This window comes from Actinomycetes bacterium, assembly GCA_036000965.1.
GTDB lineage: Bacteria > Actinomycetota > CALGFH01 > CALGFH01 > CALGFH01 > DASYUT01.
The window spans coordinates 1-16064 of the sequence record DASYUT010000280.1 but is presented as its reverse complement, the minus strand read 5'-3'; the positions used below and the strand labels follow the sequence as shown (position 1 = coordinate 16064).

Genomic DNA, 16064 nt, shown 5'->3' with positions numbered 1-16064 from the left:
GCCTAGGGCGACGGAGCCCGCCTCAGCGGGCCACCAGCCAGACGTCTCCCGAGCCCAAGGTCCGAGCCAGGTGCAGGTCCCAGCAGCCGGCCTCGGGGAACACGAACCCGGTGCCCCACTCGTCACCGGGCCGGTTCCAGTTCGAGCCGGTATGCTCCTCCGGCCCGAAGGTGCGCCTGGCCGACATGCCGTCGCTGCGGGTGGCGGTGATCCGCAGCGGCCCGCTCCCGGTCATGCGCCAGACGATCTTGACCTCCTTGCCGACCGGGAGCGGGACCGGCGCGAACGGCAGCGCCCACAACTCGGCGCCGCGGGCGGTGCCGTGCACCTCGATGCCGGCTTGCTGCCCGGACTGCAGCCAGGGCGTGGCCGGGGAGGGCGGACGGCAGCCGGCAGCACCGAGGCGCCCGGCGCTCGCTTGCGGTTGCGTCGCAGGGACGGTCGTGGCCGTGGTGCGCTGTGGTGCAGCGGGGGCCGCCCGGTGCGTGGCGCCTGGCGTGCAGCCGCCTGCCAGCGCCAGCAGCGCCCCGGCTGCCAGGAGCCGCATCGCTGGCCGCATCGTGCCTCCTGTCCGCGTTCCTGGATGCTACGCCGCGAACCCGCAACTGGTTCCCCCACGAGCGCGGCCCACACCGGTCGTCCTCGATCAAGGCTCCGTAAACCGCAGTGTTGTCGAGCGGCAAGCCCTAAGCGCGATCGAGGCATGCGGCCGAACTTTCTTTGGGTGCCCGCCGCCCGCCTTGATCACTGCCACAGCACCCGACAGGTTCGGCCGTCCCATCGCGCTTGACCTCGTGGCATCCCTGCCCCACCTGCACCAGGGCCTCGGGGCGTGCGGCTAGCAAGCAGGCCGGGGGCGACACCCACGCCTGCGGCTGTCACCTCGGCCGGACCCGCCCTGGGCGCGCTCGTGAGACAGGGATGCCGACGAGTGTCAGCGATGCACCGCCGCGATGGTCTGGTCGAGCTGCACCAGGTGGGCACGGTCGTGGCCAGCCATGGTCTCGGTGGCCAGGCGAAAGCTCGTCGGTCCCCGTTCCTCATGGATGCCCAGCCGCCCCCACAGGGCCTCAGGGGTGCCGTTGACGAGTGCGAGGTTGGCCGCGCGCAGCGCCGCAAAGGCGGCAAGCAGCTCCCCAAACGGGGGGCGTGCGAGCAGCGCCCAGGCCTCCTGGTCGTAGCCGATCAGCCGCGGGCGATCTTGGGCCAGGATGGCCCGCGCCCGGAACGCGTAGGCGATCTCGGCGTCCCACAGATGGCCCAACAGCTCCGCCACCGACCATTCCCGGGGCGCGGGTCGCCGGCCGACCACCTCGGCGGCAAGCCCCCTGGTCCGCTGGTGGAACGCGTCCGGGGTCGCGGCCAAGACCTCGAGCGGGTCGGTGGTTCCCAGCAGCGCCAGCAGCTCCTGCTGGTAGCCTTGGGGGTCTGCGACCGGGTCGGCGGCGATGATGCGCTCCTCCATGTGGCCTCCTTGGCCGGGTTCCAGGTTCTGGTCCAGCGTAGCGGCGGGTCGCCCTGCCTATGTCTGTGAGCCGGCGGCCTGGCATGGCCCGCTCAAGGCGCTCCTTCGAACCAAGTGGCTGCTGAGCCGCCTTCGGCGGCGATCGACAGACCGGCCAACCTGGTTCGCCCCACGCCTTGACCTCGCGGCATCCCGCTCCGCCGACACCGCTGGCGTCCTCGCCCTGGTCGGGCATGCCAGGCTGCCTGCCATGCCGTCCGCCGACGGTCGGCGTGCACCCTACGATGTCCACCCATCCGGGTCCGTCGTCCGGTGCCCGGTTGTCCAGCCGTCCAGTGTCCGCCCGTCCGGTGGCCGGCCATCTGGTTCCGTCGTCTGGGATCCAGCTGTCTAGCCGCCTGGTGTCCGCCCGTCGCCCGGTCGCGTCCGTCTCGCCCCACATCAGCCCGGCGGTGGCGCTTGAGGACCAGGTCGGTGCGGCCGGGCAGCCTTCACGACTGGAACCGGTTGAGTTCCAGGTGGGCTGCCGTTCCCCGAACGGCTCGGTCCACGGCCCAAGGAGGCCTGGACGCTCGCAGGTCATGGGTCGGTCAGGGGTGTCGGCCGCGGACCTGGTCGGGTCGCGCTCGGGCCGGGCGGCGGCCACGCCCCGACCGCTGACCGAGCAGAGGGCCAGACCGGCGCGAGGTCGCCCGGTCGCTGGCGCTGCGCCAAGGCACAGGGCTGGCTACAGCGCGACGTTGCTGCACCTGCCGCGCGGCCGCCGTGCTGGGCTCGACGCGCGACTACTGTCCGTGGTCGTCGTCGTGGGGCCAGACGCCCGCGTGGACAGGCCTGGAAGGGCCAACAAGTCCTACGACGAGGATGGCCGCACGGCCCCAACTGCGACAAGGGGTACGACTACCCACGCTGTCGCAGGGCGCTGCGCCGACGCGGCATCACCCGCGGATCGCCCGGCGTGGGAAGGAGTCGAGCGGGCGGCTGCGCCGCCACCGCACGTGGTGGAGCGGTCGCTGGCGTGACTGGTCGGCCACTGGCGGTTTCAGGTCCGCTACAAGCGGCGCGCTGACATTCTGCTGGGATTCCTCCACCTAGCGTGCGCGCTGATCTGCCTCAAGTCGCTGACCCGGCCGAAGGCATGAAACTGTGCTCAGCGCCCGTCCTGGTGATCGCGCGGCGGTACCGATCGGCCAGCGTCCGGAGCTGCTCGACGAGCTCGGGGGGCTCCACGACGTCGAAGTCAGCGTCGAGCATCCCCAGGTAGGCGGCGAGCATCTGGGGGGTGTCGGAACCGACGTTGATAATGCAGCTGTGCTCGTCGACCGCCTCGACCAGGACCGCAGGCGGGAGCTGCCCGGTGATCACCGCGGCCGGTGCGTGCACCCGCACCCGGGCCCGGTAGCGCCACATCGCCGACCCCACACCCCGCAGCAGGTAGGTCGCGACGTCACCGTCGGGTAGCTGGCGGGGGGCAAACCGCGGGCCGGTCGGGGTGCGGGGCCGGATGCGGTCGGCACGGAAGGTGCGCCAGTCTGCCCGGTCGGCGTCCCAGGCCACCAAGTACCAGCGGCCACGATCGTGCGCCAGCCGGTGCGGCTCGACGGTACGGATGCTCGCCGACCCGTCGTGGTCGCGGTAGTCGAACCGCAGCCGCTGGTGGTCGCGGCAGGCGCCGGCGATGGCGGTCAACACCTCGGGGTCTACGCTCGGTCCTGGTGCGGGGATCTCCACGGTGGCGCTCTGCAGCGCGTTGACCCGATGGCGCAGCCGCGACGGCAGCACCTGTTCGAGCTTGGCCAGCGCCCGCAGCGAGGTCTCCTGGATGCCGGTCACGCTGCCCGCGGCGGTGCGCAGCCCGACGGCGACCGCGACGGCTTCGTCGTCGTCCAGCAGCAACGGGGGCAGGGCCGCGCCCGCGCCGAGCCGGTAGCCGCCGCCCACGCCGGGGCTGGCGTGCACCGGATAGCCGAGGCTGCGGAGCCGCTCCACGTCGTTGCGGACGGTCCTGGTGGTCACCCCGAGCCGGTCTGCCAGCTCCGCGCCGGACCAGTCGGCCCGCGCCTGCAGCAACGACAGCAAGCGCAACAGTCGCGCCGAGGTCCGCACCATCCCAACCGATGATCCCAGGTATCGCGGAACGATTCTTTCCGGAATGGTTGGTAGCGTACCACTCGTCCGGTGAACCCCACGCAAGGAGGCTACGGTGGCCAGGGTGACCGCCCGCGACACCACGGAGATCCGGCCGTTCCGGATCGCCATCCCCCAGGCCGACCTGGACGACCTGCATGCCCGGCTGGCCCGCACCCGCTGGCCCGACGAGCTTCCCGGGGTCGGCTGGCGCCGCGGCGTGCCCCTGGGCTACCTCAAGGAGCTGGCCGCCTACTGGGCCGACGGCTACGACTGGCGCGCCCACGAGGCCAAGCTCAACCAGTTCCCGCAGTTCACCACCACCATCGACGACCAACCCATCCACTTCCTGCACGTCCGCTCGCCCGAACCCGACGCGCTGCCGCTGCTCGTCACCCACGGCTACCCCAGCTCGGTCGCGGAGTTCCTGGAGATCATCGGGCCGCTGACCGACCCGCGCGCCCACGGCGGCGACCCCGCCGACGCCTTCCACGTGGTGGCGCCGTCGCTGCCGGGCTTCGGCTTCTCGACACCACTCCGGGCAGCGGGCTGGGAGTCCGGTCGTACCGCCAAGGCCTGGGTCGAGCTGATGCGCCGCCTCGGCTACACCCGCTACGGCGCCCACGGCGGCGACATCGGTGCGGGCGTGTCCGGGGACCTGAGCGGCCTTGACCCCGACCGCGTCGTCGGCGCGCACGTCAACACCGATCCGATGGCGCTGGCGCTCCTCGGCTTCCTGCCTGCCGAGCTGGACGGCCTCTCCGAGACGGAGAAGGCAAGCCACCAGCGGCTGCGCCAGTACGGCGAGGACGGCAAGGGCTACCTGCAGATCCAGGGCACCCGCCCGCGGACGCTGGCCTACGGCCTGACCGACTCGCCGGCCGGGCAGCTGGCCTGGATCGCGGAGAAGTTCAAGGAGTGGACCGACCCCACCAAGGAGCTGCCCGACGACGCCGTCGACCGCGACCAGCTCCTGACCAACGTCAGCGTGTACTGGTTCACCCGCAGCGGCGCCTCCGCGGCGACCTTCCTCTACGAGGCCGCGCACGCGGTTCGGGAGTGGGGAGCGCCCGCGCCGGCACCGACCGGCTTCGCGGTGTTCGGGGAGGGCAGCCTCATGCGGCGCGTGCTCGACCCCGAGCACAAGGTCCAGCACTGGTCGGAGTTTGACCGCGGCGGCCACTTCGCCGCCATGGAGGTGCCCGACCTGCTGGTCGGCGACGTGCGCGCGTTCTTCCGCCGCTTCCGCTGAGACTCCGGTCAAACGAGCGCTAGGGTGCCGGCCTTGGGACCGGGTCGGCGCCCAGCCAGAGCACCACTGGACGCAACCGCCGATCGTGCTGATGCCGCTGACCAGACACGTTGACCGGTTGGATCACACGGCCTGGCACAGCGGGCCCAGCGCCCTGTCGCTCGTTGCGAACGCAGACGCACTCGCGGACCAACAAATCAGTCGAAGGTCGGAAACGCGCTCTACGCTCTAACGGTGTGGGGGGTGCTCGTTGACGCGGTGCGAGGCCCGCGCCGAGCACGAGCATCCAGATGATGAAGATGGCGACCCCGACGAGTAAAGAGTTCCTCTCCGGGGTTTAGGCGCGCAACAGCTGTTGGCGTCTCGGACCGAAGGCCAGGCGGATGGAGCTCAGCTACTAGTCCGGCATTCGGAGCGCGAAGAAGTTCACAAGCTCGGAAGCCGCCGGCGGGTCGAGGTTGCTGAGGCTGACCACGACGTAGCCGAGCTGGGGGAATACCCGGAGCTCACCGTTCATGCCGGGCGCTCCACCGCCGTAACCGTAGCTCCCCGGCGGCCCTTCTCCTGCACGGCGAAGCCATACCCGTACTGCTGCCGGTGCGGGCGGGTGGCTTCCGGGAGCGTCGCCTTCGGGATCAGCGTCCCCGAGCTCAACGCCTGTGCGAATCGCATGAGGTCGCCGACCGTCGAGTCGCCGCCGCCCGCCGCCGTGCCCCTCCATGGGAGCGTGTCGCTATTCGGCACCCAAGCACCACCAGAAGGGGATGACCTCATGTATCCGACGGCCCGGTTCGGTACGTCCTCGGATTCAGGTAGCGAGCCCGTGAACGTCATGTCGGCCCGGCGGAAGACGTTGTCGCGAACATAGTCGTCCTACGACCCACCGCTCACTTGTTCGATGAGCGCGCCGAGCAGGACGAAGCCGTAGTTGGAGTACTCAAAGCGGGCGCCCGGCTCGTGCGTGAGCCCGCGCGAGCCATAGAGCTTCACGTAGTCGCTGTGCTCCCGCAGCGCCAGGGGCGGTTCCGCTCGAACTCCGGACCGAAGATGTCGCCGGTGCCTCCGGTATGGGTGAGCAAGTGCCGCACGGTGACCTTCGAGGCTACGTCCTTGTTCGGATAGTCGGGCAGGTGATTGCCGATGGGGTCGTCCAGCGCCAGCTTGCCCGTCTCGACGAGCCGCAGCGTCGCGACCGCTGTGAACATCTTGTTCATCGAGCCGATGCGGAACCTCGTCGCCGGCGTGTTCGCCGTACCGGACTCCCGGTCGGCACGGCCCCAGGCGTCCTGGAGCAGAACCTTCCCGTGCCGGGCGACGAGCACGGCGCCGGAGAACTGGTCGGCACCGGCACGCTCCTCGGCATGGTCCGAGAGCGCCGCCAACGCGTCCGCTTGCGTCATCCTGTGCAGGACGAGAAGGAACAAGCTCAGTGTGACGAATGCGACCAGCGCTGCAGCAGCGACTGCGCTCCTGCGGCCCCGGACCTCCCTCATGGCGCCGAGGTGTTGGATCCGATTCGTGGGCATCTCGCTCATCCTCTTACCGCATCTCATTGTGCTCCTCTGTCGAGGCCGATGAGCGACCCGGTCCGTTTCAGGTCTCTTTCAGCCCAGCAACAGCTGTTAGCGTCCCGGGCCGGGAGGCCCGATGGAGTTCCGGATCCTGGGACCGCTCGAGGTGTGGGACGAAGGCGGCGAGGTATCCCTGGGCGGACGCCAGCCGCGTGCGCTTCTCGCCGTGCTCCTCCTCCACCCGAACGAGGTCGTTCCCACTGACCGGTTGATCGACGAGCGCTCGGGCGAGGACTCGCCCGAGCGCGCCGCACGATCACGGTGAAGAACGACGGCTCCTGCTCCCTGCGACCCGACAACGCCACCCGGAACATGGCCTGGGCGATGCCGCTTTCGGTGTAGCGGACCTCGGGGTCGTCGGTGAGGTTGCCGGCGAAGCTCACGCTGGCCTCGGTCATGCTGCTGCCCTCCTGATGCCTGGTCGGGCGGTCTGCCCGTCCTCGTGGAACAGGCCCGGTGGATGCCGTGGCCTGCTCTGAGGTCGCCGGGGGCAAGCGGTGGAGCCAACGAAGTCGGCCCGACTGAATCAAGGCTGCCGGCCATTGGTCGGCACGGGTGCCGGCTTGGTTGGTCGGAGCGCTTGCGGCTGGTGGTCGGGCATGCCAGCACCGTCCCGGCCAGATCCCTCCACCCTGGACGTGGTGGGAGAACGAGGCTCCCGCCGCGAGGGCCGCTCTTCGGCCCGCTTCAGGCCGGCTGCTCGGTCTGTTCCAGGATCCAGCGAAGGTAGTCGGGGCCGCCGTCGATGATCGGAAGATCAACGACGCTGGGCACCTCGTACGGGTGGTCTCGCTTCACGCGGTCGATGATCTGCGGGAGGAGGCTGCGTCGGGTCCGCAAGGCAACTCGGCCCTCGGTCTTGTCGTGGACCTGGCCTTGCCAGCGGTAGATGGTGCGGATGGGCTGGAAGTTGTGCCCCGAAGCGCATAGCCGGTCGCGCACGAGCCGGCGGGTGAACTCCACCAGCCAGTCCGAATCGGGCGCGGTGATGATGACGTCGCAGACCTCATCCACTCGAGCCGACGTGTCCATGACACCTCAGTAACAGGACTTACGCGGTGGCGCGGAGGTGAGCAGGGCAGGCGTTGAGGGGCGCGGGTGGTTGCTCGCCTTGGCAGGTGATGGCCAGCTGCCAGCGCTCCTTGACCGCGGCGACACGCTCGGCAGGGTCCAGGCGGAGCTGTTGCAGCACCACGAAGGCGAACAGGACCACGGCGACGTGGCGGACCATCGCCTGACCCGTCCAGCACTGGCAGGCACCCAGCCCGGCGTCCTGCTTGGTGTCACGGAAGATCGTCTCCACCCGCCACCTGCTTTGCTTGCGCGCCACCACCGTGGCAAGGTCGGCGGTCAGCTCGCCAGTGACGAGGTAATCATGGTTGCCGTGACGGTTTCTGGTCACAACCAACCGCACGACCCCGTACGTTGGCGCGTAGACCGTGACGGCGACCGCGCGCAGGCCAAGCCGCGGACGCCATGCCAAGCGCAGCCACCCGGCCAGTTCGGCGACCGACTGCCGCCGGCCGTGCCAGACCACCGTGGTGCGCGGGGCAGCGTCCCGGCCCACACCAGGCCCAGCCGGCCGGCCAGGCGAGTGAACCACCCTGCGGTGTCGTGGGTATCCATCACCAGGTACTGCATCGGCAGGCCGGCAGCGACCAGTTCGGTGAGCATCCGCGCGGCCAACTGCAGCTTGGTCTGGTAGGCGGCGGGGGTGCAGGCGCGCTTGGGCCGCCACAGGCGAAACGCGACCGGGATCCTGAAGCGCCCGTCGAGGCTGCACCACAGCACCACGACGATGTGCATGCCGTAGACCTTGCGCTTGGTGGCGAACGAGGAGGTCCACCCGGCCCACGGCAGCCGCCTGGCGAAGGCCTTCTCGACCACCACGTCGTCCAGGCACAGGCAGCCCGGTTGGTCAGCGCGCCTCACCCACGCGACCAGCAGGCCCATCAGCCGACGTGTGGACAGGGGCGTTACCCGCAGCAGCCGGTTGCGGGCGTCGTGGCAGCGGCCCGGCAGCACGCGCGTGACGCGTGGCTGCGTCGGGCGCGCGTCCAGCAAGATCAGGCCGGTCACGTACAAGGCGATCAAGATCACCGTGGTCGGGCTGCCGACGGAGACCACGACCAGCTGGTCAAGAGCGCGGGTGACCTGGAGGTGCAGCGGGCGGGTGGTACGGTACAGCCGAGACGCCACGAGGAGCCTTCCTTCTTCGGGAACTACCTGCAGACAACAGGAGCGTTCCCGACCGTGGCGTCTCTTGCGGTGCAAGCTCACGCACAGCTCAAGTCACCGCGTAAGTCCTGTCACTTGAGTGACGTGTACGAGCCGCGCACGGAGCTGAACTGGCCCCATCCTTACCATGGATCGGAAGCCAAGCGCCGTGCTAGCCGGCGTCTTCGCAGCTCGCACGACACCGTAGGTGCCGCAGTTATGTGCTGAGTTGCAGACCCGCTGTCGGAGCGCGAGGAAGGGCTCGGTGTCCTGTGCCACGCAAGCCGAGAAAGGTCTGCAGACCTGAGCCGTGGATCTGAGAAGTGCCATCGAAGCTGAGAACTCTTCTTGCCGCTACTGCCGTCGCTACCGCCCGGCTACCGCAGGCGGTGGACACCTCCACCTGCCATCTCGGCTTCCGCTGCGTCGTCCGCCCGCCGGGTGCCGGGTCTGACCGCTGACGGCGGTGCGCCGACCCGGCCGTGCCGGGCCCTCCCGGCACGGCCGTCCATATCGGAGTGTCCAGCTGAGACTGTCCAACGGGGACTATTCGTAGGCCGCGATCTGGTACCGAACCAGCTAGAGCTCGACTGAGCCGAACTCGGGGCGGCCGGTCGGCCGGTACACGTGGATGGCCACGCCCGAGCCGGTGGTGCGCGAGTCCACCAGGGTGAGCCCGGTGGCCACGCCCTGGTCGGGGAAGAGGCGGCGCCCCTCGCCGACGACGACCGGGAAGACCAGCAGCCGGTACTCATCCACCAGGTCGTGCTCGTGCAGCGTGCGCACCAGCCCGCCGCTGCCGTGCACCTGCAACTCCCGCCCCGGCTGCCGCTTGAGCTCGGCCACCGCGGCGGGCACGTCGCCGGTGAGCACCGTGGTGGGGCCCCACTCGGGCGCGGTCAGCGTGGTCGAGGCGACGTACTTGGGCAGCGTGTTGAGCCGGCTCGCGACCGGGTCGTCCGGGTCCGTCGTCTTCGGCCAGGAAGCGGCGAAAATGTCGTACGTGTGCCGGCCGAGCAGGAACGCATCGGCCTGCTCGAACACCTCGTTCATGAACCGGCCGGCGTCCTCGTCAAAGTGCGGGACCAGCCAGCCGCCCCGAGTGAACCCACCGCCGCGGTCCTCGTCCGGACCGCCGGGTCCCTGCATCACCCCGTCGACCGAGAGGAACGTGGTCACCGTCAGCTTCATCGCGCTCTCCTTCCAGATGGTCCTACGGACGGTTGGACGCCGCGGACGCCGGAAACTCATCGGTCCACATCCGCCCGGGAGCCGGTGCGCGGCCCGCCGGTCAGCTCGGCCCAGGCGGCGGCGAGCCTGGCCACCACCGTGTCGAGCACGTCGGGCGGGAACGTCCTCAGGCCCGCGCCAACGAACGTCAGCCGGAGCATAGCAGTCACCGCCTTCATTCCGGCTTCATCCCGGCTGCATCCCGTGCCACCCCAGCCACATGTCACCCGCGCCGATAGACTGCATCTACCCGGGCGCCCACGGCCTGGAGCCAGCCGGTGGCGCGGTCGACAGGTGGGTGCGGTGGGGTACGACACGGCACAGGACCGGCCTGGGGGAACGGCGACGTTCCTGCTCACCGGGGTGGAGCGGGCGAGGCTGCTGTGGGAGCTGGCCCCCGACGCCGCCGCGGCCGCGCTCGCCCGCCACCACGAGCTGCTCGACGCGGCCATCCGAGCCCACGGCGGTGCTCGCACCGGCGGGACCGAGGGCGACAGCGTCCTGGCGGTCTTCGACACAGCCGGTGCGGCGGTCGCCGCCGCCCTGGCCATCCAGCGGTCGATCGCGGCCGAGGTCTGGCCCGCGGGGCTGCCGCTCCAGGTGCGCATCGGGATCTGGAGCGGACGGGCGAGCGCGACCACACGGCTGTCGCCGCCCAGCGCTGCGCCCGGGTGCGTGACGTCGCCCACGGCGGGCAGACCCTGCTGTCGGCGGCCACGGCCGCGCTGGCCACCGACGCGCTGCCAGCGGGCGCCCGGCTGGTGGACCTTGGGGTGCACCGGTTGCGCGACCTGTCCCGCCCCGAGCGGCTGTTCGAGCTGCGCCACGCCGAGCTGGCCGGCGAGTTCCCGCCGCCGTGCTCCCTTGATGTGCTGCCCAACAACCTGCCCATCCAGCTCACCAGCTTCGTCGGCCGCGCCGAGGAGCTGCGCCAGGTCCGGGAGCTGCTGGCGGCGCAACGGCTGGTGACCCTGGCCGGCGCGGGCGGGTGCGGCAAGACCCGACTGGCCCTCCAGGCCGCCGAGCTGGCCGACCACTGGCCCGACGGCGTGTGGTGGGTGGACCTGGGAGCGGTCACCGACCCCGACCTGGTCGCCAGGCTGACCGCCTCCACCCTGCGGGTCCTGCTGGAGCCGACCAGCCGGCCACTGCAGGCACTGGCCTCCCAGGTCCGCGGCCGGGGCTGCTGGTGTGCCTGGACACCTGCGAGCACCTGCTGGATGCGTGCGCGGAGCTGACCGAGGCGCTGCTGCGCGCCTGCCCCAGGTCTCGGTGCTGACCACCAGCCGGGAGCCGCTGGGCGTGCCCGGCGAGACGGTGTGGCGAGTCCCCTCCCTGGTCGAGGACGAGGCGGTGCGGCTGTTCGCCGACCGGGCCGTGCTGGTCCGCTCCGGATTCGACCCCGACGCCCACCGGGACGCCGTCCGTGCGATCTGCCGGCGGCTGGACGGCATCCCGCTGGCCATCGCGCTGGCCGCCGCCCGCGCCCGCGGTCGCGTCGGCGGACGACCCACCGTCGTCACACCCGAGATCATCCGCGCCGCCCGCGACATGCTGCCCAACCCCGACACCCAGCATCACCGCCATCGCCCGGCTGCTCGGCATCAGCCCCGGCACCCTCTACAACCACATCCCCGACCTGCGCGAACTACGCGCCGCCGGACGAGCCCGTCACCAACTCCCACCAGCACCGCCAGCTGAGGTCCAGGGCCCGCAGGGCCGGGAACCTCTCGGCGTAGCGGACGGTGTCGCCCTGGGCGTGCTGCGAGAGCACGATGGTCAGCCCGCGCCGGACCGCCAAGCGGATCCCTCTGCGCCAGCCGCGGGCCTCGCCGAGGCGGTAGGCGAGCTAGACCGCCCAGACCAGCCACGGGTTGCCGGGCTCGGCGTGGGCGGCCTCGTCGAAGCGGGGGTAGTCCGGGCGCGCGTCGAACAGCCTGCGCTGCACGGGCCCGGGCGCTGGGCGGCAGGCTGGTGCGGGCGGCGGCTTGCGGGGGGCGCCACGGCGGTCGTGTCTGCGGACCGGCCCCTGGGGGCGGCGGAGCTTCATCCGGTCGAAGAACAGCTGGTGATGGCGGAGCGTCGGGCTCGATTCCAGGACGCTGACCGCGCCTCGGGCAAGCCCACCGGCGGCGTGGGCCTGGTAGCGAGCCTGGGTCCAGCACAGCCGGCAGGAGCCGTCCTTGACCGCGAGGACCCTGCCGCAGCCCGCGCACTCGCCCTCGCCGGGATGCTTGTGCCTCCGCACGCCGCACGCGCCGCAACGGCGTGCGCCCAAGACCCCCCAGGCCAGGCAGCCCACGCAGGTGGAGGCGCCCTTGCGGGACCCCCGCGCCGGCACCTCAGGCTCAGAGCGGCGGCAACGATCGCCCGTCGCGGCGCTTGGGCGTCACCGGCCGCCCCGCCGGCGAGGAGGGCGTGGAAGGCGAAGAGGCTGCCGCCTGGCGGTCCTGCTGGTCGCCGGCGGGGGCCGGGCGAGCGACCTTGCCGGGTTCAGGGATCAGCAGCTCCTCGACGCCGCAGCCGAGCACGCCGCAGAGCACGTCGAGGTCGTCGAGCTTGATGCTGGCCTTCGCGGTGAGCAGCACGACCGGGATGTGCTGGGTGGACTGGTTCGCCCGCAGGCTCTGGAAGGTGGTCGGCCCGTCCATGTCCGGCATCATCATGTCGAGCAGGATCGCGTCCGGCTGCTCGGCCGCCGCCGTGGCGAGCCCCTCGTTACCCGAGCCGGCCGTCAGCACTTCCCACCCGGCGGTCATCTCCAGGCTCACCTGAGCCACCTCGCGGATGTCGTCCTCGTCGTCGACCAGCAGGACACGTCGAGCAGTCACCGGGCCTATCACCTCCCGATGCTTGGTTCGGCCGTCCGATCGGCCACTTTAACCCCACAGCGAGGTGGCAGACAGCCACACGCTCGGGACCACAACCGCGTCGGCTGCCGCGCCTATCCCCCGGCCCCGGCGCCCCCAAGTTCAGGTGGCCGCTCCAGCACCTGCGGCGACCCGGGCCAGCGGCCATGACGTCTGCTGCCGACCGTGGCCCTGCGAGCACGGCAGGTCCTCGATTGCTTGAGAGCGGTCACCGTCGACATCCCGCCCCCCGGGGATCCCCCCGATCAGCCAGTGTTGCTGGCCGACAATGACAATGCGGGGCCGGACCACTGCCGAGGAGCAAGCCAGCGGCACGCCGACGGGACTGCTCCCCCGGCTTCCGAATCGAGCGTTCTTGGTCAAGCACGACTGGTGCCGTCCCGACATGGTGGAGTGTCGGTCAACTCACCTCGCGAGGAGGCCCCGCAGTGATCAAGCAGGACCCCGTCAAGGGCCGCAAGGCCGTCAAGGTCAGTTTCGTCCTGCCCAGCGACGCGGTCGCCGGCAAGGTCTCGGTGGTGGGCGACTTCAACGGCTGGGACCCGTTCGCGCATCCGCTGCGTCCCCGCGGGAACGGCACCCGCAGCGCCGCGGTGACCCTGCCGCCCGGGCGCCGGTTCGCCTTCCGCTACCTCGCCGAGGGTGGCCGCTGGCACGACGACGAGACTGCTGAGGCGTTTGAGCCCAACGGCGTCGGCGGCCACAACGCCGTCATCCACACCTAACAGCACCGCTTCAACCGGATGCCGCCAGGGTGACGCTCGCCGGGGCGTCACCCGGTTGCTGTTCGAGGCAACCGTGGGCCGGGCAGGGTATGGCCCACCGGCGAACCCCGGGGCAATATGGGGAAAGGCCGCCTCGGCGTGGGATGGCAGTCACGGCCGCCCGGTCCGGCCGCGCTGTGGGCGTCCTGCGCCGGGACCGTGAATGACCGCCGCCGCCACAGGTAGCAGCCGACCTTGACCAGGATCGGCAGGGCCCAGGTCAGCGCCCGGTAGATCAGCACGGCGGCGGCCACCTCAAGCCTTGTCGCCACCGGCCCCGACCAGCCCGGCGATCATCACCGCCTCGACCAGGCCGGCCCCGCCAGGGGTGACCGGGATCGCGGTGGCCAGCCGGGCGAAGGCGAACACCGCCAGCACCTCCGCCCAGCCGACCTCGGCGTTGCTCACCCCGACCTGGCGCAGGGCCACCAGCAGCACCAGGTACAGCGACAGGTGGCTGACCAGCGACGTCACGGTGATCGGGACCCAGCCGCGCTCGAGCAGGCCAAGGGTTCGGTTGCGGAACTTCACCGTGGCGAGCTCCCAGCCGGCCACCGGCGGCCGCCGCACCAGCCGGAGCACCCGGGAGGCGACCCTGCCCGCCAGCAGCCCGAACCGGCGCGCCTGCTCCTCGCTGCGCAGCATCAGCGCGAACACCACGACGGCGCCCAGCAGCCCGACGATCCCAAGCAGGGCGGCGGCGACCCGGCCGATGCCGATCGCCGACCCACCGGGCACGGTATTGGCTACCGCGGTGGTCGCCTGCGTCATCATCATCGCCCGCCCAACGACAGCCCAGGCGTCACCGACATCCACACGAACGCGTAGGTGCACAGGTTCCACACGGCGAGCAGGCCGAGGGTGGTCAGCTCCAGCCAGGTCATGGCGGTGATCGCGGCCCACGCCTGGGCCAGGTCGATCTGCTTGAGCAGGAAGTAGAAGATGACCACCACCAGCACCAGCGACAGCACACCCTGGACGACCGGGCGGGTCCGGGAGCGGCGGCTGGCTGCGGGTGGCCCCTGCTCGACCATCACAGCTCATCCCCCTCGTGCGACCAGGCCCACGCGACCTCGGATCCGGCTGGCTCACGGGCTCCAGGCCGGCTCACACGCCGTCCCTGGTCCAGCCATGCCCGGTCGAACGCCACGCGCCTGCGCAGCAGCTCGCGGGGTGAGCTAAGCCCGAGGGCCGGCGCCAGACGACCCTGCGCACGGTCGTGGCAGTCCTACGGGCACGGTTCGACGGCGAGCCACTCGACCTTGGGGTCGAGGTCGTGGCTCATGGCTCAGGGGGTTGCGGTGGTGGCGAGCAGTGGGCTGAGGGCCTGGCCGAGCGCATCGATCTCTTGGTCGACCGGACCACCGGAGCTGCGCAGTGGCGTGGGTTGCCTGGTCCAGGTGGCGTTGGGGCCGAAGAGCAGGTAGGTGTCCCAGTCGCTGCCTTGGTTGCCAGTGACGTTGTCGACCAGCCAGCCGCCGGACACATCGTCGGCGTCCCACAGGTGTACGACGCGCGGGTCGGTGAGCCCAGCGGCGTCCCAGCGGTTGCGCCCGTCCCCGAACAGCTTGTTGACCCAGATGGCATAGACCCGTAGCCGGGCCTGGGGATGGGTGTTGAGGATCTCGGACTGCACCAACCTGGCGCCGTGTCGACACTCCGTTCAGGTGGGCGACAAGATCACGACCAGCCGGGGCTGGCCGCGGTCGGCGTTGAACCGGGCTTGCAGGTCGGCGATCCCGTGTAGGTCGGTCATGGTCACGCCGGGTGGCGCCGAGCGCGGCGCGAAGAAGTACAGCCCACCGGCCAGCAGCACAAACAGCAGTAGGCAGGCCGCCACGAAGCCCACGATGCGCAGGGGCCGTCGCCGCGACGGCGGGTGTGTCGCTGGTGCGGCTGGCTGGGGGTGGTCGGTCATGGGCGCGCCTGCGCTGCGATCAGCGCCTGACGCAGCCAGTGCTCGTCGGGTAGCCCGTGCAGGCTGTGCTCGCCCTGGTAGAGCCGGCAGGCGTGGACGTACTCGTCGCGCCGGTCGGCGTCTGGCTCGATGTCGCGGCCGTCAACCCGGATGGTCGGTGAGCCCAGGAAGCGGGCCTGCTCGGCGGCCCGCTGATCAACCACGTCGACCACCCGGATTTCGGCGTTGCTGCCGAGCTGTTCGCGGACTCGCTCGACCAGCGCGATGGCACCGTCGCGGTTGGGGCAGCCCGGGACGGTCAGCACCTCGACCAGCGGCGGCTTCGGGGCTGCTGGCTGGTGCGCTGGGATGGTGGTGGGCATGTTAGCTCTTGGCGATGCGGCAGCAGGCGGCCACGTGGTCGGCGTTGTCGGCCAGTAGCCCGCGGGCCAGTTCCAGCATGGCGGCGACCCGGTCGTCGGCCAGCCGGTAGTAGACGACCCGGTGGTCGCGGCGGGTGGCGACGAACCCGCACCAGCGCAGGCAGGCCAGGTGGTTGGAGACCTTGGGCTGGGGTTGGGCGAGCCGGCGGGTCAACTCCCCGGCCGACAGCTCGCCTTCGGCCTGGAGCAGCCCGAGGATGCGCAGCCGGGTCGGATCCCCGAGGGCGC

Annotated in this window: 21 protein-coding genes and 2 pseudogenes; 5 read left to right on the top strand and 18 right to left on the bottom strand. The window is 71.1% G+C overall.

The window, feature by feature from the left end; translation table 11 throughout:
* Positions 1-22: 22 nt before the first annotated feature.
* The 3 genes from VG276_24595 to VG276_24585 form a co-directional block, all read right to left on the bottom strand.
* Complete coding sequence (locus VG276_24595; GenBank protein ID HEV8652477.1) at positions 23-559, bottom strand: hypothetical protein; 537 nt, start codon at positions 557-559, stop codon at positions 23-25.
* A gap of 375 nt (positions 560-934) precedes the next feature.
* Entirely contained in the window at positions 935-1465 is a 531-nt protein-coding gene (locus VG276_24590) for a DinB family protein (protein HEV8652476.1), read from the bottom strand.
* 1113 nt (positions 1466-2578) lie between these two features.
* Positions 2579-3574, bottom strand: a complete 996-nt coding sequence (locus VG276_24585) for a YafY family protein (GenBank protein ID HEV8652475.1) — start codon at positions 3572-3574, stop codon at positions 2579-2581.
* Positions 3575-3677: 103 nt separating this feature from the next.
* Between VG276_24585 and VG276_24580 the strand changes: the two genes are divergently transcribed.
* A complete protein-coding gene (locus tag VG276_24580; GenBank protein HEV8652474.1) occupies positions 3678-4844 on the top strand; it encodes an epoxide hydrolase in 1167 nt (388 codons plus the stop codon).
* Positions 4845-5357: 513 nt separating this feature from the next.
* Here the strand turns inward: VG276_24580 and VG276_24575 are convergent.
* A pseudogene (locus VG276_24575) lies at positions 5358-5834 on the bottom strand (serine hydrolase domain-containing protein).
* Entirely contained in the window at positions 5831-6370 is a 540-nt protein-coding gene (locus VG276_24570; GenBank protein HEV8652473.1) for a serine hydrolase, read from the bottom strand. Before VG276_24570 ends, VG276_24575 begins: the two are co-directional and overlap by 4 nt.
* 121 nt (positions 6371-6491) lie before the next feature.
* On the opposite strand from VG276_24570, the gene VG276_24565 reads away from it, so the two are divergent.
* On the top strand, positions 6492-6680 hold the full coding sequence (locus tag VG276_24565) for a hypothetical protein (GenBank protein ID HEV8652472.1): 189 nt from the start codon (positions 6492-6494) through the stop codon (positions 6678-6680).
* A 422-nt stretch (positions 6681-7102) separates the two neighbouring features.
* Here the strand turns inward: VG276_24565 and cutA are convergent, their stop codons facing one another.
* From cutA to VG276_24540, 5 genes are all read right to left on the bottom strand, one after another.
* Positions 7103-7447 carry a divalent-cation tolerance protein CutA gene (gene cutA / locus VG276_24560; GenBank protein ID HEV8652471.1) on the bottom strand — a complete coding sequence of 115 codons (345 nt, stop codon included), beginning with the start codon at positions 7445-7447 and terminating at the stop codon, positions 7103-7105.
* A 19-nt stretch (positions 7448-7466) separates the two neighbouring features.
* Positions 7467-7817, bottom strand: coding sequence for a transposase (locus VG276_24555; GenBank protein HEV8652470.1), 351 nt, complete (start codon positions 7815-7817; stop codon positions 7467-7469).
* Positions 7814-8614, bottom strand: coding sequence for a transposase (locus VG276_24550; protein HEV8652469.1), 801 nt, complete (start codon positions 8612-8614; stop codon positions 7814-7816). The genes VG276_24555 and VG276_24550 overlap by 4 nt, the downstream gene beginning before the upstream one ends.
* A gap of 597 nt (positions 8615-9211) precedes the next feature.
* A complete protein-coding gene (locus tag VG276_24545; GenBank protein ID HEV8652468.1) occupies positions 9212-9823 on the bottom strand; it encodes a dihydrofolate reductase family protein in 612 nt (203 codons plus the stop codon).
* Positions 9824-9879: 56 nt separating this feature from the next.
* Complete coding sequence (locus tag VG276_24540) at positions 9880-10023, bottom strand: hypothetical protein (GenBank protein ID HEV8652467.1); 144 nt, start codon at positions 10021-10023, stop codon at positions 9880-9882.
* A gap of 510 nt (positions 10024-10533) precedes the next feature.
* Here VG276_24540 and VG276_24535 point away from each other — a divergent pair.
* Both VG276_24535 and VG276_24530 read left to right on the top strand, forming a co-directional pair.
* Positions 10534-11100: a hypothetical protein gene (locus VG276_24535; GenBank protein ID HEV8652466.1), complete on the top strand. Its 567-nt coding sequence runs from the start codon at positions 10534-10536 to the stop codon at positions 11098-11100.
* Positions 11087-11563 (top strand): hypothetical protein, encoded by a 477-nt coding sequence (locus tag VG276_24530; GenBank protein ID HEV8652465.1) that lies wholly within the window; start codon positions 11087-11089, stop codon positions 11561-11563. Before VG276_24535 ends, VG276_24530 begins: the two co-directional genes overlap by 14 nt.
* 148 nt (positions 11564-11711) lie before the next feature.
* Here VG276_24530 and VG276_24525 read toward each other — a convergent pair whose 3' ends face one another.
* Together VG276_24525 and VG276_24520 are read right to left on the bottom strand one after the other, a co-directional pair.
* Positions 11712-12110, bottom strand: coding sequence for a hypothetical protein (locus VG276_24525; GenBank protein ID HEV8652464.1), 399 nt, complete (start codon positions 12108-12110; stop codon positions 11712-11714).
* A gap of 322 nt (positions 12111-12432) precedes the next feature.
* Positions 12433-12693 (bottom strand): annotated as a pseudogene (locus tag VG276_24520) (response regulator).
* Positions 12694-13160: 467 nt separating this feature from the next.
* Between VG276_24520 and VG276_24515 the strand changes: the two are divergent.
* The gene (locus VG276_24515; GenBank protein ID HEV8652463.1) at positions 13161-13457 is read left to right on the top strand and encodes an isoamylase early set domain-containing protein; all 297 of its coding nucleotides are present in this window, start codon (positions 13161-13163) and stop codon (positions 13455-13457) included.
* Between the two features lie 294 nt (positions 13458-13751).
* Here the strand turns inward: VG276_24515 and VG276_24510 are convergent, their stop codons facing one another.
* The 6 genes from VG276_24510 to VG276_24485 all read right to left on the bottom strand — a co-directional run.
* On the bottom strand, positions 13752-14273 hold the full coding sequence (locus tag VG276_24510) for a lysylphosphatidylglycerol synthase domain-containing protein (GenBank protein HEV8652462.1): 522 nt from the start codon (positions 14271-14273) through the stop codon (positions 13752-13754).
* Positions 14270-14533 (bottom strand): hypothetical protein, encoded by a 264-nt coding sequence (locus VG276_24505; GenBank protein HEV8652461.1) that lies wholly within the window; start codon positions 14531-14533, stop codon positions 14270-14272. Before VG276_24505 ends, VG276_24510 begins: the two co-directional genes overlap by 4 nt.
* A gap of 251 nt (positions 14534-14784) precedes the next feature.
* Entirely contained in the window at positions 14785-15132 is a 348-nt protein-coding gene (locus VG276_24500) for a hypothetical protein (protein ID HEV8652460.1), read from the bottom strand.
* A gap of 27 nt (positions 15133-15159) precedes the next feature.
* Positions 15160-15414 carry a hypothetical protein gene (locus VG276_24495; protein ID HEV8652459.1) on the bottom strand — a complete coding sequence of 85 codons (255 nt, stop codon included), beginning with the start codon at positions 15412-15414 and terminating at the stop codon, positions 15160-15162.
* The gene (locus VG276_24490; GenBank protein ID HEV8652458.1) at positions 15411-15776 is read right to left on the bottom strand and encodes a hypothetical protein; all 366 of its coding nucleotides are present in this window, start codon (positions 15774-15776) and stop codon (positions 15411-15413) included. The genes VG276_24495 and VG276_24490 overlap by 4 nt, the downstream gene beginning before the upstream one ends.
* A gap of 1 nt (position 15777) precedes the next feature.
* Positions 15778-16064: metalloregulator ArsR/SmtB family transcription factor (locus tag VG276_24485; GenBank protein ID HEV8652457.1), on the bottom strand; the 287-nt coding region annotated here is incomplete at its 5' end.

Coding starts and splice junctions, on each gene's coding strand:
- VG276_24595 (HEV8652477.1), bottom strand. CDS start 559: ATGCGGCCAGCGATGCGGCTCCTGGCAGCCGGGGCGCTGCTGGCGCTG.
- VG276_24565 (HEV8652472.1), top strand. CDS start 6,492: ATGGAGTTCCGGATCCTGGGACCGCTCGAGGTGTGGGACGAAGGCGGC.
- VG276_24490 (HEV8652458.1), bottom strand. CDS start 15,776: ATGCCCACCACCATCCCAGCGCACCAGCCAGCAGCCCCGAAGCCGCCG.
- VG276_24510 (HEV8652462.1), bottom strand. CDS start 14,273: ATGATGATGACGCAGGCGACCACCGCGGTAGCCAATACCGTGCCCGGT.
- VG276_24540 (HEV8652467.1), bottom strand. CDS start 10,023: ATGCTCCGGCTGACGTTCGTTGGCGCGGGCCTGAGGACGTTCCCGCCC.
- VG276_24545 (HEV8652468.1), bottom strand. CDS start 9,823: ATGAAGCTGACGGTGACCACGTTCCTCTCGGTCGACGGGGTGATGCAG.
- VG276_24570 (HEV8652473.1), bottom strand. CDS start 6,370: ATGCCCACGAATCGGATCCAACACCTCGGCGCCATGAGGGAGGTCCGG.
- VG276_24590 (HEV8652476.1), bottom strand. CDS start 1,465: ATGGAGGAGCGCATCATCGCCGCCGACCCGGTCGCAGACCCCCAAGGC.
- cutA (HEV8652471.1), bottom strand. CDS start 7,447: ATGGACACGTCGGCTCGAGTGGATGAGGTCTGCGACGTCATCATCACC.
- VG276_24495 (HEV8652459.1), bottom strand. CDS start 15,414: ATGACCGACCACCCCCAGCCAGCCGCACCAGCGACACACCCGCCGTCG.
- VG276_24585 (HEV8652475.1), bottom strand. CDS start 3,574: ATGGTGCGGACCTCGGCGCGACTGTTGCGCTTGCTGTCGTTGCTGCAG.